Source organism: Niastella vici (assembly GCF_002077945.1).
Taxonomy (GTDB): domain Bacteria; phylum Bacteroidota; class Bacteroidia; order Chitinophagales; family Chitinophagaceae; genus Niastella; species Niastella vici.
The window spans coordinates 39,510-61,113 of record NZ_LVYD01000060.1; the positions used below are offsets into that span (position 1 = coordinate 39,510).

Below are 21,604 nucleotides of genomic sequence, written 5' to 3' on the forward strand. Positions count from 1 at the left end.
AGATTGTTTTTATCGCCATTCTACACGGATCAGTTGATTAAGCCAGGGAAATTTTATGATGCTCAGGTTCCAGGGCAGATGATCAAGCAACACATCGATACCACTGGTTTCTAACGTGAATGTGATCGTTGTTTGTTCCAGGAATAATTTTCCGGGCCGGCTTAAAAAGCCTTCCCTTAATCCTGCTGCCGAGGTATTATTTATGATAGTCCATTGTGCAATGGCTGCGTGCAGCATGTTCCCGGTTTCCTCTTTTTCCGGTTCGGTTAGCGCATAAGCGCCTGCTTCCAACACCTCCCATAAAGGCATGCCGCACAAAGTTTTTGCGACTGCCAGTTCATGATCTTTCGGATTGGTATTGCCGGTAGCTGCATAATAGATCAGGAGCACCGCCTTTGCTTTCGCCGCCTCGTTTATAAACAAGCCGTTTTCGAGTAACGACAGGTGGTTGAAGAGGTGTTTGAAAAAAGGGTGCAGCAATACCACGCCGGCAAAGGCGCAAAAAATACCTTCCTGCAACGGCGAGGGTTGCGCTTCCGGAATTACAGCTTCCCCGGTCGTTCCGGGCAAATGGGGCAACGCTTCTCCGGGCTGCCACGTTGTTTTACCGGCAGCAAATTGCAGCAGGGCCGCTGACCATAATTGATGTTTAGTTCGCTGGTATTCGGGTGATAATTCCATTTGGCTGGCCATTCTATCGATCTCAGCTGGTAAGCCGGGCTGCGGTTTCGCGGTGAGCACCCCGGCCAACTGTTGCAAAAAATGCGCAGAATGGTCGCGCACCACGCGTAACAGGAACCAGCGATGTTGCTTAAGAAGATCTTTTGTTCGCGCTGTCAACTGGTGATCAATGGCCAGCTGGTGCAAAACCTGTTCAAGCCAGGCTGCGGGCGTATGCTGCAATGCCCAGGGCAGCACCCCGTTTTCCATATAATACAGCCATTGCCCGCAGGCATGCGCCGGCCTGGTCCTTACCGTAACACTGGTTGCTTTGTTGGTTTCCTCCCTGCCAGTAGCAGAAAGCCTTTCGGATAATGACTGTTTAAGGATCTGGTAAAGCTGTTCGCTGTTTGCTATGAGTTTTTCATTTTTCCAGTGCAGGTTGCCCAGATCGATCTCGACCCGGTCAAGACTGATCATTTCGTTGGGTGATGATAGTTCGGTGAGTACTTTATCGAGCGCAGGAGCCACCTGGTCATAGAAATAATCCCTGGCACTTTGCTGTATCGAAAAGGCATCGTGCCCTGCAGCAAGCTGTAAAGAGATCAATTGTTTTCTGATGACGTGCTTCATGCTATTCGTCTTTTTTCTTTTTTCGTTTAGGCGGTGCTTCCTTTGGTGCTTCCTTTGGTGTTTCCTTCGGTTGCTTTACCGGTTCTTTTGTTGGCGCTGTGCCGGTCCCCTGCTTTCTGCCGCAATAATCTTCAAAGCAATAGATCTCATTGATCTGGTCTATGAAGCCTAACGGGCGCAACACCCGGTCTTTTTCATCCCAGCAGGTTTGTTTCGGTGGCGTGGGGTCTTTGCAAGGTTGGCAGTCAACACAAGCGGGCAAACATTCGTAATAGGTGCTGAAAAGCAGGTCAATGAAATTGCAGGCATTAAAATCAACGTTGCAATTCGTAAGACCGGCCATCCATTTTTCCCACTGGAAATAAGTTGATTCGAGCCGGCAAAAATCAATGGGTCTTAGCCAGATGATCCGCAACAGTACATGGGCAGGTGCTTCGCGGTATAACAATTGTTCAAACAGCAGCCGTTCTTTTTCATCGCGGAACCGCTTACTCCAGGCAGGCAGGAAAACGGTAGCGATAAAAGAATAGGGATCGGTGCCTGGTTTGAAGCAGACGTTTATTTCTTTTCCGGCACACCCAAAATCTTCCTGCACCCAATGCGGGAAATCACAATCTGTTCCGCAGGCTGCCAGCTTCCTTCTGCAACGGCAATCTTCTTCTTTAAAGGGGCGTAGCAGAATATGTTCTATCAAATGCATGCCCTGCATATTGATGAGCCGTTTAGCCCTTTCCACCGCCTGGCAATCTTCTTTTATTGTGGGATAACATTGCGGGTTAATGGCGATGATATCCGACTGCGGCGCGGGTTTTTGCGAAGTGATGATCGACGGGTGAAAGCTATGCAGCGCTATGCCATACGAGTTGTCTTCGCAGTAAATGACAGCCCGGTAGTTTTTCTTATCGGCCAGCATTTTCAATGCTGGTTCCAGGGCGGCAAGGGCTTCGTAACAGGTGGCGTAACAGCAGGTGCTTTTCCAGGCCACTGTACAATTGTTTTTCTCCTTCCTGTCGTTACCACAGTCGTTATATCCGGGAAATTTGATCTCCAGGCAGTATTTGAATTGTTCGGGCTCGCCTTTGTTTGTTTTGAGTTTTGTTCGCACAATAGGGAAGAGGCAGGCCCAGGTGCGTAATTCCTTTTCCCAGGCTTCTATCCATTGTTTCTTTTCTTCATCGGTTAATTGCGGTTTGTTTTCGGTTGACCGTATAACGATCTGCGTATTGGGGAAGCTGTGCTCGAGATAGCCATTGGCGGTATAGGTGGTGTTGCCTTTATTGCCTGCGAGTATCAATTCGGCCAGCCGCACAAAGATGTCACAACGGTCCTGCGAGGGAATTTTATCGAGGTTTATTCTTGCAAAAGGTTTTCCTTCCTTATTGAACAGCTCACCCGTTGCACCATTAAAGGACCAGGCGTTATTTTCGATATATGCCTTTGCCTGTTCCTGCAATGCTTCGAGCGCTTTTTCCTGTTCCTTTTCTGAATCATACTGGCAGGGGTGTTGCAACGAGCCCTGCCCGCAGGTACCATAAAATGAAAAACAGGCTTTATTGCGCTGATAGGTCCAGAAGGCCTTTTCGCCCTGGGCGGCACAAATGAACTTTTCAATGCCTTTAGGTCCCCAGGCGTCTTCAATGGTGGCAAATACATCGGTGCTTTGCGCCAGCACTTCGCGTATAAACAGCTTAAAAGAATAGGTATGGTAAATGATGCCATTATCATAACTGCCGGTGCACGCACAATCGGCGAAATAATTGCCTGCATAACCGGCAAGCAGCTGGAAAAAAGCAAATTCCTCAAAGGCTTCTTCTTTGGTTTCAAAATGCGTGGTGCTGATCCAGTTGCCCTGTAATTTATCATCAAGCCGCAGGTTAAAGTAATATTTAATGTTGGCGGGGTCATCGGCTGCGCCCGGCGCCGGTGCTGTATATTCTTTGCAATACAGTTCGGCATAGGGAATAGAGGTGATATCGATCTTCCTGAAAGGATAGAGCGACAATACTTTTATCAATTCATTGAGCCAGCCGGCTCCCCAGGTATTTTCAAGGGTTGTTTGGGTGGCAGCGGGTATCCGAACAATGGTGTTGGCGGTGGCGGGCTGATTGTCATAAATAATGTAATCGCCATAACTGCCCGTTGCCGCGCCATAGGTGAGCACATCGATCAGGTTGTTATTAAAAGCATCGATCGCTTCCTGCTTACTGTTATATATTTTAATTCCCTGAAATAAAACGAGGTCGCCTGGTATGCTGCCCAGGTTTTTTACCGGAATAATAAAAGGGTATTGACCCGGATTGGTTTCGATTAACAGGTCCTGGTTGAACAGCACAATGGGTATTTGGTTAATAAGGTCCCTGGTAAGGGCCGCCAGCTGGTGTCGGCTGCCAAGGGCCGTTGCCTTGTCGGTAAAAGGCATCGAGAAAAACGCAGGAAGATGTTCTTTGTCGACCAGCCGGTATACATAACCTAATCTTTCGGCAGCTGCACCTGCATCCCGGTCAGCGATCTTGTTGATGTTGCTGCCACCTTTCAGAAGCGGATCAAAGAAGTAAGTGTCGTCGAAAGGCTCAACAACAAAAGGGCAGCCATAATTTTTTTTACCGGAATATATACCTGCAATAGCTTTTACTTTTTTCTCAAAACCCGATACATTATAATTGATGAGGCTATCTAACTGGTAATTGAAGGCTTTTCCCCGGTTACGGCTCAGGTCGGGATATTGCAGCAGGTACTGTTCGGCGGCATAGATATCCGTTACCCCCATTGCCGACTTCCAGTTGTAGATGACAAAGTCGGTAAATTGTTCTGCAAATCTCGACAGCAGATGGGTCAAAAAACCAGTTCTTCTTTTTTCATAAAGTTCCTCATCTTCAACCAGGATACCCAGGTAATCGGTGTAGGTGATCAGGTTCAGCTCAAGATCAAAGGTAAACTGGGTGCCGCCGGTTATAAAGCTGCGGTAATTTTTTTCAAATACACCCGCATATTGTACACTCGATGCATGTTTTTGGGCATCTTCTTCTGTATCGAATACTTTATTGCCTATCATTACAAAATCACCGGTTGAAGAAACGATGGCATACAGCCATTTAAGGTCCTGGGCCTGTTGGGTGACAACCGTTGATTCGCCTTCATTGATAAGGTCGTTCATTAACAGATCGGTTGACTCATACACGCTGTACAGGCTGGTGAAAGTGTAGGGCGAAAAACCGGCGAGCAGGGTAGCCGCGGGCTGTGCTGTGAAGACCGTTGTATCCCACGTGCTTTTATCAACGGGATAAGCCAGTACGGTGCCGGCAGGGCCCAGCCCATTGCCTGCGCCAAAACGCAGCAGTTTGTCCATCTCCGGTATACTGGTAATGTTATTCAAAAAATAAGTATGCTGCGACTGCGCACTGACAGGATGTGCAAAGGAGAAAAGCTGGCGGACGTTCTGCAATTGGGAAAGGTAGTTGGCCAGCATTTGATCAAAGAACATCAGGTAGCCGCGCAGTTGCAGCATCTGGGCTTTACGCAGATCGCTGGCGTCGTCGGGGAGGTCGCCTTCGCCAATGCCGTAAACAGCCGGGAAATCGTGCATGATGGAATAATGTTCACCCAGCTCAGGATGATATACACCTTGTGGAAGTGGGGCATCGAGGTAGGGCGAAGGCATTTTGTACAATATTTTCCCATTGTACAGCCAGCCCAGTTCCAACTGGGAATTGAATTTGTCCTGGTCAATAGTGACCGGTAACCCGTTCATGGTAAACTCAAAACCCGAGCAGGATAAAGAGAATACCGGTACATGGTTTTGCGGCAGATGGAAGATCCAGTCTGAGTTTGTTTTTCCATCGGTCGAAAGGCATTGTTTGCCACAGCTTCTGAATTTTAACCGCGAAACTTTTCTTACGCCTTCCACGTTAAAGATCTCGTGATAGATGTCGCTCGTATGGATCTCTTTTTTCAGCGTAATGGATTCCAGTTCGGCTGTGTCTATAAAGCCATGGCTTTGCTTGCTGAAAGGCCTTCCGGCAAAAGCTTCATCCATGGAATAGCCTTTGTTAAGCAGTTGATCTAACGTATAGAACCGGGGGGTGGGAGAAAAAAACGCCCGTAGCCGGTTGGCTACGTTCATATACACCTCTTCTGCGTTTGCTCCATTTTCAATTTCAATAGTGGCGCAAACCCCGGTTTCCAGTTTGCAGAGTATATAAATGTCGGCGAAATCTTCACAAAGGTTCCGGTGCGCCATCAACACTTTTCTCACTTCACCGGTTATCTGTTTAATGAATTGCTCTTTATCGGCTTCTTCAATAGCCGGGTCCTCATTCTCAAAATCCCTGTCAACATCTTTTTCAGTTTCTATAAAAACATGATAAATGCCATTGAGGAATTGTTCGCAGGTACCGGTTGTATTCGGGTTGTTAGGCCGGCAAATGTCTTTTATATCCCGGGCCGGTTGTAGCCAGGCATTGCGAATACCGGGAATATCAATAAGCAGTTTGCGGTAGTCGTTTATGGTAAGTGGGTTGTTGGTGAGTATTTGGGCTGGGGTGAAAAAATTATCTTCCGGTTTGGGCGATGCCGGGTCTTTTGCCAGAATATCTGCCACCGGCAGGTTGGTGCGGTAACCCAGATCGAGCAGGGCGTAACAGAGTTCTTCAAAAATGGTGATGCCCGGATCGTGCAGGTTATGATCGCTCCAGATCTTACCTGAGAGTTTTCCTAAGTAATCAATGCCTTCCGTACGCAGCCTGGTAAAGTCGAGGTAATCAGGAAAGCCTGCATTGTTCTTACTAATGGTGATCGCTTTTGTTGTATTGGCTGTCATTCCTGTTTATTTAACCGATAATAATTGGTGGTGTTTCCCGGATGGGTACTGGTTTATGGTCGCAGCAATCTTCCTGGCGGCATTTGCACCAGGTTTCGCAGCCGGGATCATCGATACAAACATCTACTGAGCCGGCAATGAGAATGCTTCTTGCCGTTATGGGTTGAACCACACCGGTGTTACCGGCCACGCCGGCCGTTGGTTGTTTAAGGTCTTCATGCACCATGTGCAGTTCTATGATATAGTCGATATAATCCCTTGTTTCGAGGAAGCGGATAATATCTGAACGGTAAACGGGTTGGCCGAATGACAATTTTTCGTACTCGCCAATGGCCCAGGGCGCCAGGAAATTCCTGATATCGGCCTGCAGCTTTTCTTTATAATACACTTCATCTTTACCGGGTAATAATTTTACCCTAATGCAGAAATTCACCTTTTCATATCTTGGGTTCATCACTTTAAGCCGCACAAAAGGTGAAGTGACCTTGCGCACCGTTTCTTCTATATTTTCCAACAGGCTTACCGGTACTTTCGGTTCATAAGACCCTGCTGCTTTTAGTTTGGTCATGTCGGGTATTACCGCTACCAGTACATAACCGGGCGCTATTGTGAAATCGTTGATGTATTCATTGGCGTTCAATCCATAGGTATGATTGATACATTTCGCTTTATAAACCGTTGGGAAATTTGCCAGTACAATGCGTTCGTAGTCGAATTTCTGAATGGCGCGATTCTTATGCCGCAGCAGTTCACTAACGCGTACATAAAAAAGTCCTTCCGTTTCCGGTTGCTGTCCGCCGAAAGATTCATAAGGCTGCGTGATCGTGGATACCGCAGAATCGGCTTCCTGCAGTTTGGCAATGGAGCCGGCCGGCAGGGCAGTGTTTAACCGCAGTTTATCGTTGGCTTCCTCATTGGTAAAGCTTACTTTAAGGGCCTGGGTATGCAAACCCACCAGTTCGCTTACTGAGGTTGTATGGCAGGGCATAGATACGCGCAGCCAGTGCAGTGAACCGGGCAAAATGGTGTTGTTCTTACTGATATTGCCGGGGATCGAAAATTTCACAATGCCCGAAGTGGTCAACCCGTTGGTTTCATCGTTCAGGACCTCAAACCCCGGCCGCATCAATTTCCACCGGTTATTTTCCAGGTAATACCATACAGGTTGTTCCCGTTCCGATTCCGAATCGGCAGTGGCTTCTGCAAACTGCATCAATAAACTGAGGTTGGCGCCGGGTGTAAGCGATTCCAGGCCAATATAAAGCGTTCCTTCATCACAGATAGTGGGAAACAGCATGGCGCCCTGTTCCAGTTCTTCGGGTTTAAAACATCCTGTATACGGATACAGATGAATAAGGTCGATATCGTGTGCAGTAGCGGTGGCTGTGTAATCGAGGGTGAGCGACCGCATGATGGGCGTCCAGGGTTCGTTGGGAATAACGGCCTGGTATTTATCACTGCTGCTGATAATGCCTTTTATAACATTGATCTGGTTTCGGAGGCTCACTACATCCACCTTCAGATTACCGCCCGGCGAGTTGGCTAAAATGTTCCTGATGGCATTGGCATTAGCGGTGGCTATGCTGCCGGCAATACCAGCCCGGGCTGCAATGCCGCCGGGATCATTGATATCGGAACGTACGTTCTCGGCGAGCGTGGCCGAGGTGTTCACATTGCCTTCAATAAGCGTGGTATCGAAGACCACCAGTGCATTGGCGCCATCGTAATAGATCGCATCTTCGATCTTTTCTTTAGGTAACTTTCCCAGCGCCATCATTTGCCTGGCCAGTACATAAGAATATACTTTATGACAAAAGTCCTGTACCTGCAGGTTGAACCTGATAAAACCATCCCGCGTGCTCACTTCATAACGGTCGAGCCTGTCTTTATTTATTTTATAGCGTTGCGCAAGGGGGAAGAATTCTTTTTTCAGGTAGATGGTTTGCTGCCCTGGGATGGCGCTGCAGAGAACAAAATTATTATGGGTAAAGAGCCGGCGGTCGTTGTAAGGCTGGCCCTTAATGGTTACCGTTGTAGTGGCGGGGTTGGCGTGTACCAGTTCCTTTTTCCAGTCGCCATCTTCCAGTACGGCAATATTTATAAGGAAGCGATTGGGGTCGAGCCCGTCCTTTAAATAGCCTTTATAGTAGTCTGCGAAATTACCCGGGAGGTCTTTCCAGTCAATATGTAAATAAATACGGTCCCACTGCTTTAACAACATCTCCTTGCTTCCGAGGTAAAAGTTAGGCCCTATAAGATTGGCATTACCCAGTGCATTCAATGCAGGAAGCGGTTTCTTGATGTCGAAATCAATAACCTCGGGCCGGGTGCCAAACGGGTAAACCGGCGTGTTCACGTTCTGCAGGCTTTCGTCGTTTTGCACCACAAAGTTCTTCAATCCACAAACCTCTACATCTATTTTGCTGTCACTGCCGGCTTTTACATCGCGGAAGAAATGATAAAGAGAAACCTTCTGTGTTTTGTTTTCAAAAGGCCTTTCACAACAAGTGGTGGTAGTATCGCGGCAAAGGTCGGCCAGGGTCTCAATTTTGATCTTGTCGTCGAGCTCGATCTTTACCAGTGGTAATTCGGTTTGCAGGTCTTCTTTTAACAGACCGGCATTGTAAAAGGTTATTTTGTCCTGTTCGGGAAGAATGGTTGAAATAATTTCCAGTACAAATTCTCCCGTGGAGGCATTGAAATTTTTTAGATTGATGGCCAGGTTTTGGTCTTCGGGTTTCACCCAACCTTTTTCACCACTGAATAGGGGTTGCAGCGCTTTCCGGGGGTACACCAGGTCTTTTAGGATACCCTGTTCTACCGGAGTGAATTTGGTGGTGTATTCAGCGGCAGTGATCGTGATCTCGAACAGGTATTCCTCGCGGCCGCAGTAGCAAAGGTCTATGTCTTCTTTTTCGCCCAGGTCGGGATTGGCCTGCCCCGGTCGTTTATATTTTACCAGCAGCAGGTCTTCCAGTTTTTTGCGCAGGTCATTCGGGATGCCTTTTTTTACCAGTGCTGCAATGATGGGCCTGTTGATGTAATAATAGGTTTGTTTTAAGATGGCCTGCACCTGTTTGAAAAATGCCAGCGAGGGAAAGCCGGGCGTACAGGTACCGGTAGCAAGGGTGGGTATTACTACTGCTCCCTGCGTTGAACGGTCGTCGCAACAGGGATTGGCGGTGGGCTTTTCGGGTTGTTGCGTGGCGCAATAATTATTGATGACCTTACAGGGCAGGGTAATATGGATCTTCCGGTTGCCTTCCTGCAAATACAAAATGGGTGAGGCCAGCACAAAACCTAAACGCGCGTTGGGGTAGGGGTACAGAAAATTATTTTCGGGATCGCGGTATTTACTCCATTTAGCCCCTAACGTTTCTCTTGAAGCTGGCTCGTCAAAAGGTTTGTCAACGCCATCGGCCATGGTGGCATCGGGCGCCATATACACGCCTTCAACAACAGAGAAGGTGTCACATTCTTTACGAACAGGATAGCGAACAGGCGCAGGTTGTAAGAAAAGGGTGCGCTGTTCTTTTACCTTTGCTGTATTTACAACGATCTCTTCACCGGAAGCAAAAATGATATCTGCTTTGTTGGCATCCTTTCCGTCCTTAAAAGCCAGCCCTTTCTTAAGCAGGTATTTGTTGAGTTGTTTTTGAATTTCTATTACCAGGTAAGCGTGATCGGGTTGGGCTGGTTTGGGTTTTAATTGCAGCACCTGTTTGTAAAAATAATCGAGGTGCTTTTTGGCAAAACCGTTCAGGTCGGTTTGCAAATAGTTGAACAGCTTTATGAAGGCGAAAATAATGGCCAAATGCGGCGGATGATTTTCCTGCAGTTCTTTCTCTAAGGGAATAAGACTTGCTTCCAACCCCATTTCTGCCGATGCGGAGAATAGTTTCAATGCATCGCGCATGGTTTGGATGAGCCTGTAAACATTATTATACAGGCCGGTGAGTCTTTTATAATAAGTGCCACCTGCCAGCAGGTAGCTGGTATCTTCTTTTGTAAGATCGCTGGCCGACAGCATCCATTCCGGATGGCTGGCAAATGAGGTAAAATCCAATGCCTGCGTTCCAAACTTATTGGTGGCGGCATTGGCATAAGCAATCAACAGCTTTAAGGAATTGCCCAGTTTGTCTTTCATCAGCTTCTCCATCACCGGTTCCAGCGCCGTATGCTGGCCGGCGATCTGCAGGTGCCACTGGTCTATCTTTTTGAAAAGAACATACAGCGAGCGCAAGAGCAGGTACAGACCGCCCTTTGACGGTTTTTTTAAAAACCTTTTTTTGTATGACTCGAATTTTTCTTCTGCTTCTTTGCTGTCGTATTTGGCAATGCCGGCGAGCATAAATGGCAAACTGGTAGAAAAGAATGCCTGCCAGTCGCTTATTTTCAGGTGTTCATCGTAGTACTGAACATGTCTGCTGAGTTGAACAAAAAAATCGAGGAGATCGGCCAGCGACCGGTTGTCGATGGTTGTTTTGCTCGATAGCAAATCCGGATCGATCCTGTTCCGTTGGCTGGTGCCCGGGTCGTTTTTGAAGGGATGTATAAGATTCTTACAATCGATCATGGCCTTAGTTCATTAAATGGGTTTTACTGCTTCATTCACGTAGAAGGGATACACATAATTAAATCGTGAGTTCGTTCCCGGAATGCTGTAAGTGATGTTTATCAAAAATCTGCCTTCCAGATTGTCGGCTGAACCTTCGCTGGTTACATCGAGCTGTTCTACCACTATCCTTGGTTCGTAATAGAGGATAGAATTGGCAACACGTTCTTTTATATAACCGATAGTGGTGCTGTTCAAACTTTCGAATACATAGTCGTTCAAATTGCAACCGTAATCGGGCTGCATTACCCGCTCACCCAGCGAGGTAGACAGCAGGATGTTCAAACTTTGCCTGATGTCTTCTTCATCGCTCACCATGTCAACAGTGCCGGTCACTTTGCTGAATGTGGGCGGGAAGGCCCATCCTTTTCCTAAAAAGCTGTTGTTGCTATTTTCCATATTATCCTCCTATTAAAACGGTTGGGTTGCCAGCTACTATTACCCCGCCATGTGCGGTAAGATCGCCCTGCCTGGCTGCGGGCTTGCCACCGATGAGTACGGTTGTGGAGCCCTGCACAATGATATCGGGCGGGCCCGTGCATACGAGCATGTCGCCGACAACCGCCGCTGGCATACCGCCGATGAGTACGGTAGCCACGCCGGGACCCGTAACCGGCCCGCCCACATGGGGCACGCCGCCGGGGTTCACGAGGGGGCAGGTGTGCAGGTCTGTTATTCTGGCTGCTGATGGCATCAATTTATTTTTATGAGTGATCCTTTTATTTCTGCAATACCCGAGGCCGTTAGCCCCACCATGGCGCCATCCATACTTACCGATCCGTCGGCTTTTATGCCCAATGTGGCGCCGCCGATAGAAAGGGACGCGCCTGCCTTCAGCGTAAGGTTAACCCCTGCTTCTATATCTATATTTTGCGGACTGCTTAGTTTTACGCCTGAGCTGTTCAAAGAAAATTTGTTGTCGTTCTGGTCTTTGATCTCTATTGTTTTTGCTGCTTCATCCAATTTTATACTGTTGCCGGCAGGCGTATCGATGGTAATGGTTTTTGTGCCGTCATTAAAGTGAATGCGCATTTTACTTCGGGTGAATATGCCCTTTTCATCGTTCTGGTCCGAGGCGCTTAACGGCGCTTTTTTCGCACTGCTGTTGAGCATGCCCAACACCACCGCATCGTTGGGGTCGTCATTGATAAACCCAACGATCACTTCGTCGTCCTGTTCGGGTCTGAAAAAAGTGCCTCTTTCAGAACCGGCGTCTAAACAGGCTACCCGCGACCAAATGCCATTGGCCTTGTTATCGATCGTTGGAATTTTTACCAGTATCCTGTCTTCTCCATCGGGGTCAGTTGCCAGGTGCACTACTTTACCGATCTGCAAACCGCGGATGCCACCCACCAAACCGGCTGCCGGTTCATCATTGATGTCTTTATAGATCTTTGCATAGGCTTCGGGGTCGAGGCCAAACTGAATATTGGTTTCCCAGGAGCCATTGCCGATATCATGTTTCACCGCGGTAACGAAGACATTCCCATTATACCGGTCGCCCACACCATCGAGCTTGAGCATATCGCCGGGTTTAATGCCTGAAAACCCGGTAACCTTTACGCGGCCGCGGATCTTTGCCAGCCGGCTTCGCATCATTACGCCATCTGCCCACAACTTTAACTCCTGCTCGGTCTTATAACCACTGTGGTGTAATTCAAATTCGTTGAGGTCAATGGTATCGGCCAGTTGAGCGCCGGCCAGGTTGCCGGGTTGGTTAATGTCTTTTGCTTCTTCCGTATCGGCAGTGAATAATTTCTGGTTCGTATAATCCCAGGCAGTGGCCTTTACCTGCTTCCACTGGTTGCGGGCATCCATCTCGGCTTCAAACTCCATGATTGAAGTTCCGTAGCTGGCCTGCAGTACGGGTTCTGCACCGGTTGCCGGTGTAAAGGTTTTGATCTTCCCATCTTCAACCGTTACCAGCGTGCCACTGCTTTCGGCTCGCAGCAGCAGAAAATCCCAGTCGGTAATATGATGCTGCACCAGCTCTTTGTGTGTGATGTTGGTTTCTTTTGCTTCTACTGCCAAACCATTATAGGCTTTCACCAGTTCTTCGATGGCCTGGCTGTCTTTTACTTTTTCAAAATATTTACTCTTTCTTCCCATGGTCATCTTCACCGCTTCATCCCGGCATTCAACCAGCAACTGCGAGTTGCCATTGGGTTTTACCTGGATGCCCTGTTTGGTGATAATGCCTTTGAACACCTGTTTGTTATTACCGTCGTACCCCAGTTTGATCACAATTTTTTTGCCGGGAATGAATTCATTGCCATTGCTGAGCTCGAAAGTTTTTGCGGCGGCATCGCCATCCCTCAGGGTAAACCGTACCAACGGGATGCGGTTTATTTCCCTGATCGCCGTGAGCATGGTCAACTGGTACGAAGCATTCATGGCCTGCCCATCTATGAGGATATCATATGTGGACACATCATGTTTTGAAGGATTGGGAATGATGAGCTCCTGCATCAGTGTTCGTTTTTGTCGAATGGTGGAAAATTCAATTGAATGGCCGGTTTGATCTTTCTGATACTGGTGAGTTGATTCACTTTTGCCACCTGCATCACATATTTGGGATCGTTGTAGATACTGTAGGTCAGCCGGTCGAGCCGGTCGCCCTGCACTACGATCCTTGAATGGGTGAGGTCGGGTGACGATGCCCTTGATTCGGCCAGCAATTGTTCGCGCGACTTATGTGCAATAAAGGTAGCGGTGACCTTTACCCGCAGGGGCGAACCATCCGGTTCAAACAACGTGTAATTGAGGTCGAGGTTGCCCAATACACATTTGAAATTCATATCAGAGCCCCACATGACTATTAAGAACCGCGGGCGATGGATCTTGCCATCGAAATTATACACGCAATTTTTAAGGTCCTCTATCTGGTCATGCACCGGCTTTTTTTTGTAATCACTGTTTTCGCCCCCATAGCCTTCCATAGTGCGGGTGCCATCGAGAATGAACTCGAGCCGCAATTGCTCGGGTTCAGTACCCTTGTACTTGGCTTCGGTGCCGGCATTGCCATGCCCGCCCGAGGTATCAGCATTCACTTTCAGTGTTTGCATGAATGACTCAGGATTGATGGGCGTACTGAAAGCCTTTGACGGATCTTCGTTCTTGAAATCGCGCTGTTCAAATGAACGGATCACCAGTTTCTCCAGTTTTTTTCTATCGCTCATTTTTTTCTTTTAAAATGGCCAGTACTTTGTCAACACATTCCTTGATGAGGTCTTCGCCCGGTGCGGCGTTGGAGGAAGCTCCCTTGCCCGGGGCATTTGTTCCGGTGCCGGGGGCCTGAGCGCCATCAACGGTTGCCTTGATCACCAGTTCTCTTATTTCAATTGGCATTACTGACAGTTATTTGGTGTTGAAAGACTTTAACTCGGAAAATATCAGGCGGTTGTAATTGAGTTCCAGGGTTTCTATCAGCACTTCACTTCTTTCGGCATTCATTTCAGCGATCTTCCAGCTTCTTGGCCATACATTGGTTACCGTCCAGCTCATCAATGGCTGGTGATCTTCGCCCAACAGATCGATAATAACGGTATCAATCACCTGGAAATTCTCGTTTCCGGTAGCCGCATCAAATGGTTCGCCTTCAAAGGTTTTTTTCAGCCAGTTGGCAACAGGGGAACTGAGGGGGCCTATGAGGCCTCTTTTCAGTACCAGGGGACCAAACCTTCTTCGGGTGGGGATCACGTGTTCGAACCGGTTTTCCCCACCTTCCTTGATGGTTTCAATATCAAGCGTTGAGTCGAGGCCGGCCACCGATTGAAATCTTACATCAACCGAACCCCTGTCGCCCGCTGAAAAATGTACCGCGAAATGAAAACCTGTTGTTTGATAGAATGTATCCATTCATTTACTTTTTCGCTTCTACAATCGTAAGCCCTTCATGCGCCAGTTCCATGCTTTCGATAGCGATCTCGCTGGCATCTGCCTTCAGATCGGATGAAGTGACCTTGGTGGGCCATGCTTTGGCAACCGACCAGCTTATAACCGGTTTATGCTCTTCATCGAGCAGGCGGATGGTTACATCCCTTCTGAATTTTTCTTTTCCTTCCTGGAACATCATGGTCTTTTTCCATTGCTCAAAGAATTCGAAATCGCCGGCAAAAGTGCCGCGTTTGAGGGTGATGTTCTTGTACTCGGTTAAACCGGGCTGTTTGGTTTTATTGAATTGCGGGCTGCTGCCTTCGCGGTATTCAATCACCTTTGTTTCAAAATCCAATCCGCTTACTTCGGTGAAGCCTATCCGGGTTCCGCCCCAATCCAGTTGAAAATGGAACTTTGGGAGCGGGTATGTTTTTTTTGGATCGTCTGCCATGAGTTGTAATTTTTATTTGTTGAATGAGCTTATTTTTCGCTGAGCATTTTGTGCATGAAGGTGAGCACGATGAATTCGGCGGGCCGTACCACGGCCATGCCTATTTCTACGATCATTCTGCCTTCCCAGATATCGAGCTCGGTCATGGTGCTGCCCAGTCCAATGTGAACGTAGAAGGCTTCCGCTGTAGAAGCGCCCATGAGGGCCCCGTTCTTCCATTGGGTAGTGAGGTAATTTTCGATCATCGATTTTACCCGCGTCCAGGTGTTCTGGTCATTGGGTTCAAACACGAATTGTTCGGTAGCGTTCTTGACAGATTCTTCTACCATGTTGAAGAAGCGGCGAACCGGAACATAACGCCATTCATTATCATTACCGGCCAGTGTTCTGGCGCCCCAGATAATAGCCGGGCCGCGGCCGGGGAATGAACGGATAACATCGATTGATTTGCCCGATACTTCATCAACGTTGAGGCCGGCCTGTTGTTTACCGGTAACGATGAGCTGGGGGCGGGTGGCGCGACTGATATTTACATTGGCCGGCGCTTTCCATACACCGCGTAAATTGTCGGTAGCGGCGTATTGACCCACCACGGCTGGCGCAGCTGGTAACAACATCTCCAGCCCATTGATGGCGGCTTTGGCCATATTGTAATACTTTAAATTAGCTGCTTTCAATGCATCGAGCGTGGCAGAACCGCCCACGCCGGTAACTGTTACTAAGGTTTCGTCGGAGTAATCGTATGTAAGCAGGGTATATAGCCTGGGGTAATAGGCCGCTCCATATTTCAACTTCAGCACATCGTTGGAAAGGGTGCTGCGAAGATCGGCCGCGGCGGTGGCGCCACTTGGGTATACATCCATTACGGTGAACCTGTCCTGCAATTCAACACACTGGTCAAGGGCTTTGTCAAAAATGCCATAGTATTGAGCAACGGCCGATCCGCCGGTAATATTAACGGCTTCGGGAACCACCAACAGGGTTACTTCATTGATAGTGCCTGCATCATCGATGCCATGTTCGAGGTCGGTGTTAGTGATCGCTCCCGGGTAAATGCCTACTGAAATAATATAGCATGGCCCGCCGCCATTGGCAAAGAATAATTGCATGGAGTAGTACAACAGATGTACCGAGGCTGTGGCCGGGTTAATAGTGGCAGTCACCGCTACATCTGATGTTCCGGCGCCGGTAAAGGCCGCCACCAAACCTGTTTCCGGATCGGCTTTGCCAAAATATCTTTCATATTCCAGCATGGAGGTGATCCTGGTTGGCTTTCTGATTAGATCACCTGCAATTTTCAGGTCTGCCTTTTGGGTATACCCTATAAAGGCAGGAATGGCTGTTTCTACTGACGCGATGGAGGGTGGAAGCTTGGGTATTTCTTGAATATAGACACCCGGTGTTTTAAAATCTAGCATTTTTATTCAGTTGACTGTGAATGGATGTTGTTTTATACCAGTGGAAATAAATTTGATTGTGGCACCTGCATGTTCAGGGTGATCTTGTTCCCATCTCTTCGTACCTCCATATCGGGGTCAGGATTCGGAAGCAGCTGGAAACTGTTATCGGGCTTTTTCAATTTCACAGGTGTGTAACTCATAGGCACCGGATTCTTGGATACAAGTACGCCGCTGTTGTCATTTAGCAGGTCGGTGGTTGCCGGCGTCAATTTGAATTTCTTTTGCCGGTTATTGGAATATTGCCAGTAGGCCGACTTGCTCTTCATCCACAGTTCGAAAATGGGGGCGGGTTGTTTTATACCGCCCGGCGATATGCGGGTAAAAAGATAGCCGCTGGCGTCGAGCAGGTCAAAGCTGGCGTTTGCCGGTTTTATTACCAGGTCAATTACGCCAATGCAGGAAGCAGGCTCTATGGCATCGTGGGCAAAAAGAAGGTTGTTGAACGTTTTTGAATAGCCGCCGCTCCCTGTTACTTCCAGTTTGTATAACTGATCGGGCGTTACTGCCTGGTAGCTGATGGCTTTTACGATCTCTTTATTGGTATGGAAATCGACGGTGACATTTTGCATGGGTTTGGGCGAGGCGAGATCGAGCTGTTGCACTATCGTACTGGTTGAATCTTTTAAAATGAAACTGGCATTGGTGATGTTGTCAAGCTCATTGAACGTATACACAAATGTCAGCGGCAACAGCAGGGCGTCGTTTGTATTAATATATTGTGTGCCTGGCAGCGTGAGCCAGGGATCAATTGCCCCATTGTTTAAAAATGATTTGGCTATGCCGGCATGTAAGGCGAGCTCACTTTGCACATATGATTGGGTGTTAACAAATGCAGGGATTGGGGCCGTTAAAAAAGGGAATGTTCTGGCCGCAGTAAGGTCGTTGCTGCTGAAATACCATAATGGTTGTAATGGCCCCGGGCTGATCTCTGCGGAATACCGGCTGATATTTTTTTTCGGCCGCACCATTATGCGCAGGCAAAGCTCATTGGGCAGGTTTACAAAAGGCCGGTAAACAATAGTGCCATCCATCAGTTTTTCTTTTCTGCATTGTACGGCCAGTTTGAAACCGGCGTAGGCGGGTAACACCCGCACATAATGGTCGGGGAAAGTATTGTTGGTGGAATGGGCAACAAATTCAAGGTCTTCGTGAATGGAAGGCAGGTCTTTCACAAACCGGTCGAACAGGAAATTCATCCGGTCCTGCTGAGCGGCTTTTTCAAAAATGGTTTCACCCTTTTCCAGCGTGCAATAATATTCATGCAGCCATTTTACCTCACATAATATTTTATATATGGTCATGCTATTATGGGTGCTTTTTTATAACGTTGGTGGTTACTTCTTCTATCAGCGGTACTTCTCTTCTTATACTTCTTTCTGTAATGCTCACCATACGTACCTTATACATAACGAATGGGATCTGGCGGCCGCCCAGTGAACCCCAGAGATGGTTGATTTGCTCGAAAGTGAGGGTATACATTTCGAGGTTCAGCTTCAGCGATGCGATATCGGGGTTTGAAAAATCGCTCAATTCGGGCGGAAGCGGTACTGATGAAGTGGCAGGCGTAAAAATATTTTTCCCCTGAAAAAATTCTATCACCAGGGAAAGGCGGTGTAATGATTGTACATAACCGTTATTGGGTGGCACCCCGCCGGGAAAATTGGCGGTTATAAGTACATAGAGGTTCAGATAAACAGGCCGGTTCTCATACCGCGCTTTGCCATCGGGCCATTTGCTGAATGTTTGTCCGTTTTTAAAACTGCTTTCTTCTTCAATGTTAACGAGCGAGATAATAATATTATCCTGCAGGTCGGCGCCATGCTCTGTTTCGAAAAGACCAATATTTTCGATGATCACATCGGCCGGATCGCCTTGTGTTACCATATAGGCCGTCAATTCCTCGCGCAAAAGGATCAAGGCATTTGCTATCATATTATTATTTCGGTTTGGGCAAAAGTTGTACGATGCGTGGTTGTACACACATGCACACTTTTAGCATTACCATAAAAAGATTTAAATCAGCAAAAGGACAGCAAAATCTGCTTCACAATCCAGGACAATAGGATATCTGATGCGATAGTATCAGCAAGAATAATTCTCAAAAGGGTTACAGAAGCTACTAATTCAGGAAACTTTTCTCGGGATTATGTTCAGGGGTTTATAATATATTAAAAGTACAATGATCTTACATCTTCCCAATACCACTAAGTGGTAAAATTTTTCCACATATGATGTGAATTGACGATCATGCCTGTTCGATTGCCAATGGAGTGGTTCCGGTAAACCCGTTTTTCCATTCGTTGAATAAATGATGTCGTTCGTTGAAACGGCTTTTTAGAATAATTTATATAAGTGCAATTATTTATATCAGGTAGCGTTTAGATAAGTTGGTATGATAAAAATGCCAGTACATTATCTATGAAAAAAGGAAGCTTCATTGGCCTGGTTTCCATACTATTGTATTGTTCCTGCCAGAAATCTTCAAGCAATGACCCGGCACCTGTTACCAATTCAGACAGCGCTACCGTAACCGTGGTAAATGGTTATGGCAGTGGTAAATACAAGATCGGCGACACCGTGCACATTTGGGCCAACCCAACTTCGGATAGTTATGTTTTTGATCAGTGGACCGGCTACAGCAGCCTGTTGCAGAACAGTGGTGAATGGCATAATGAGTTTATAATGCCATCACAGAATGTGACTGTAACGGGTAACCAGAAAGCCATTACGCCATTTACCCTGAAGTATGAAAAGATCAAAGGCGTGAGCATTTCCAAGAACGTATATTATTATTTTCCCACCACGCAAAAAGGAGTGGCTTTTCTGCTACACGGTTCCGGTGGCAATGCGTTGAACCTGGTTACCAACTATGAGTGGTTGCAAATGATCAAAGACCTGGTAACAGCCGGTTATGCCATCATTGTAACCGAGGCGGAAGAGGCTTCTTTGAATAAGGACGTGAACGGTAATGGTTCCATTCAATGGAATACCACCCCGGTCGATAGTACTACCAATGTTGATCTGGGTAATATAAAAGCCCTGCGCGATACATTTTATGCAAGAGGTTATACCAATGCGTCGGTACCCCTGTATTCAATTGGTATGAGCAATGGGGGGGCATTCTCCTGCATCTTGTCGTATGTATTCAAATTTAAATCGGGTGTGTCTTATTGCGCCCAGGCGTATAAGGCCATATTTAATGTATCAACCGTGCCTTACCAGTTCTGTATGGCAAAGAACGATGATCAGCCCGAAGTTGGCGCAACGGGTAATGCCGACGCGCTCACCAATTCGCAGGGGCTTAATAGCCGCGGTGTATGCAGTAAATACTTCATAACCGATCGCAGTCCGGTGTATCCCGAGCGTTTTGCGCGGTTGTCAGATATCAGCGTTGCTACCTCAACGGCGATCTTTAAGGAGCTCAAGAATAACAACTGGCTCACCGATAAAAACTTTATGAAAGCAAACTCTGATAGTGTGTCAAAAGTTTGCCTGGCCAATACGGCTACCTATCCAACGTATAATTCATTGAACGCGGTGCTGCGCTATTTTGTGAACATGGAGATCGATGTGATGTTCGCGGGGCATCAGTTCTATAGCGATTTTGACAAAACCACGATAAAGTTTTTGGATTCGAGGTGTCAGTAAAGACGGGTTTATAAGTTTGTGAGTTAAACCAGTTGAAAAGTTGATAGTTCCTGTCAGCTTTTCAACTGGTTTATTTTCTTCAGATAGTATTCTCTCACATCGCTCTATTTATAGTAGGGCCATTCACTGACTTTAAAGCTGCGGTAGGCGGGTGACAGGTCGTAAAACCGCAACAAAGTATCCAGGGAGACTGTGATCTATCTGATCTTCCTGAAGGGTGTTTTATTATTTTCATAAACAATAAAACCGGTCGCCTTTCCTGCTTTACCTGTTACGAATTGGATCTCCACCGGAAGGTGCTTGTCTATAAAAAATACTGTTTCAGAAGCCGCCAGCAAAGGGAACGTTTTATTCCGGTGCGTAGCCTGCAACCCATTTTCCTTTACCTGCACCACAACGGTATCATTTTCCAAACCGACATAGGTTCCGGAATACTTTTCAAGCAACCTGGTATTGACGGTAGTTGACTGCGTATATTCGAATTTCTTTTGTGATAACAGCCATTGATATAAACTGTCATTGTTGTACGTTGCCGTCCAGCTATCGTGTTCCGCATCCGGATATACGGTAAGCTTTGCGGCGGGGTTATAGACCTTGAGTGCGCTGATCATTTTTTGACTAAAAGCCAGGGGAACGTTGTTATCCTTGGCTCCATGAAAACACCAGACGGCGGTATGGCGAAGTTTCCAGATCTCAGCCGTGTCGCCGCCACCGCAAATAGGAACTATGGCTGCAAATTCTTCGGGGTGTTCAATGGCAAGGCTCCAGGTGCCAAACCCGCCCATGCTTAAACCCGTTAAATATATTCTGTCTGCATCCACCCGGTATTTCTGTTTACAGGACTGCAAAAGGGCATACAGATCGGCTGTTGACCACCGCTGCTCCTGTTGGGACGTTTGAGGAGAAACTACAATGAAAGGGAATTTTTTTCCCTGTGCTACCAGTTTGGGCGGGCCATGTTTTTTAACCTTTTCAAGATCATCACCTCTTTCTCCGCTTCCATGAAGAAAGATCAGTAAGGGCCACTTTTTCAAAGTATCCTGCTGCTGGTAACCGTCAGGAAGATACAACAGGTAGTTAACAGCTCTTATATATTGTTCATTCGTTTGCTGCGCCTTAGCAGGCAGGCTTATTGTCAAAGCCCAAAAACAGGTGACGCATATTAGTAGTGTTTTATTAACAATTCTCATTGAATGGGTTTTTATTTATTCCTGATGGAATTTACTAAGAAAGTGCCACATAGAACAATACCGCAGGACAAACCCTGTGGGAAGACCCGCAAGGATATATCAACAACTCGCCCAGCTTCAGGGCTAACATGATCACTACACCGGTGCGCATATGATTTCTACAATCATCCTAAAAAGAATGTACCTGTACTCGGGGTTCGTAAACAACTCCATAATAAAATTGAGGACCACTTCATACCGTGAAAACACCTTTTT

At 47.2% G+C, this 21,604-nt stretch carries 15 protein-coding genes; 1 reads left to right on the forward strand and 14 read right to left on the reverse strand.

Annotation, left to right across the window (positions count from 1 at the left end; genetic code table 11):
- Positions 1–9: 9 nt before the first annotated feature.
- From A3860_RS27760 to A3860_RS27820, 13 genes are read right to left on the reverse strand one after another with little or no spacing between them, the layout of a single operon-like run.
- Positions 10–1,293, reverse strand: coding sequence for a contractile injection system tape measure protein (locus A3860_RS27760; RefSeq protein WP_081152685.1), 1,284 nt, complete (start codon positions 1,291–1,293; stop codon positions 10–12).
- Between the two features lies 1 nt (position 1,294).
- Positions 1,295–6,109, reverse strand: coding sequence for a hypothetical protein (locus tag A3860_RS27765; RefSeq protein ID WP_081152687.1), 4,815 nt, complete (start codon positions 6,107–6,109; stop codon positions 1,295–1,297).
- Positions 6,110–6,119: 10 nt separating this feature from the next.
- The gene (locus tag A3860_RS27770) at positions 6,120–10,685 is read right to left on the reverse strand and encodes a baseplate J/gp47 family protein (protein ID WP_081152690.1); all 4,566 of its coding nucleotides are present in this window, start codon (positions 10,683–10,685) and stop codon (positions 6,120–6,122) included.
- A 12-nt stretch (positions 10,686–10,697) separates the two neighbouring features.
- Positions 10,698–11,123: a GPW/gp25 family protein gene (locus tag A3860_RS27775; protein ID WP_081152692.1), complete on the reverse strand. Its 426-nt coding sequence runs from the start codon at positions 11,121–11,123 to the stop codon at positions 10,698–10,700.
- 1 nt (position 11,124) lies between these two features.
- Positions 11,125–11,418: a PAAR domain-containing protein gene (locus tag A3860_RS27780; RefSeq protein ID WP_081152694.1), complete on the reverse strand. Its 294-nt coding sequence runs from the start codon at positions 11,416–11,418 to the stop codon at positions 11,125–11,127.
- Complete coding sequence (gene vgrG, locus A3860_RS27785) at positions 11,418–13,193, reverse strand: type VI secretion system tip protein VgrG (protein WP_081152697.1); 1,776 nt, start codon at positions 13,191–13,193, stop codon at positions 11,418–11,420. The genes A3860_RS27780 and vgrG overlap by 1 nt, the downstream gene beginning before the upstream one ends.
- Positions 13,193–13,903, reverse strand: coding sequence for a CIS tube protein (locus A3860_RS27790; protein ID WP_081152699.1), 711 nt, complete (start codon positions 13,901–13,903; stop codon positions 13,193–13,195). Before A3860_RS27790 ends, vgrG begins: the two co-directional genes overlap by 1 nt.
- A complete protein-coding gene (locus A3860_RS27795) occupies positions 13,893–14,072 on the reverse strand; it encodes a DUF5908 family protein (RefSeq protein WP_143774291.1) in 180 nt (59 codons plus the stop codon). The genes A3860_RS27790 and A3860_RS27795 overlap by 11 nt, the downstream gene beginning before the upstream one ends.
- Before the next feature lie 9 nt (positions 14,073–14,081).
- The gene (locus A3860_RS27800; RefSeq protein ID WP_081152704.1) at positions 14,082–14,582 is read right to left on the reverse strand and encodes a phage tail protein; all 501 of its coding nucleotides are present in this window, start codon (positions 14,580–14,582) and stop codon (positions 14,082–14,084) included.
- 4 nt (positions 14,583–14,586) lie between these two features.
- The gene (locus tag A3860_RS27805) at positions 14,587–15,051 is read right to left on the reverse strand and encodes a phage tail protein (protein WP_081152707.1); all 465 of its coding nucleotides are present in this window, start codon (positions 15,049–15,051) and stop codon (positions 14,587–14,589) included.
- 29 nt (positions 15,052–15,080) lie between these two features.
- Complete coding sequence (locus A3860_RS27810) at positions 15,081–16,469, reverse strand: phage tail sheath family protein (protein WP_081152710.1); 1,389 nt, start codon at positions 16,467–16,469, stop codon at positions 15,081–15,083.
- A 32-nt stretch (positions 16,470–16,501) separates the two neighbouring features.
- Complete coding sequence (locus A3860_RS27815; RefSeq protein WP_081152712.1) at positions 16,502–17,812, reverse strand: hypothetical protein; 1,311 nt, start codon at positions 17,810–17,812, stop codon at positions 16,502–16,504.
- Positions 17,813–17,816: 4 nt separating this feature from the next.
- Positions 17,817–18,443, reverse strand: coding sequence for a DUF4255 domain-containing protein (locus A3860_RS27820; protein ID WP_081152715.1), 627 nt, complete (start codon positions 18,441–18,443; stop codon positions 17,817–17,819).
- Between the two features lie 486 nt (positions 18,444–18,929).
- Between A3860_RS27820 and A3860_RS27825 the strand changes: the two genes are divergently transcribed.
- Positions 18,930–20,159, forward strand: a complete 1,230-nt coding sequence (locus A3860_RS27825; RefSeq protein WP_081152718.1) for an InlB B-repeat-containing protein — start codon at positions 18,930–18,932, stop codon at positions 20,157–20,159.
- 197 nt (positions 20,160–20,356) lie between these two features.
- On the opposite strand, the gene A3860_RS27830 is transcribed toward A3860_RS27825, so the two are convergent.
- Positions 20,357–21,349, reverse strand: coding sequence for a prolyl oligopeptidase family serine peptidase (locus A3860_RS27830; protein WP_081152721.1), 993 nt, complete (start codon positions 21,347–21,349; stop codon positions 20,357–20,359).
- Positions 21,350–21,604 lie beyond the last annotated feature (255 nt).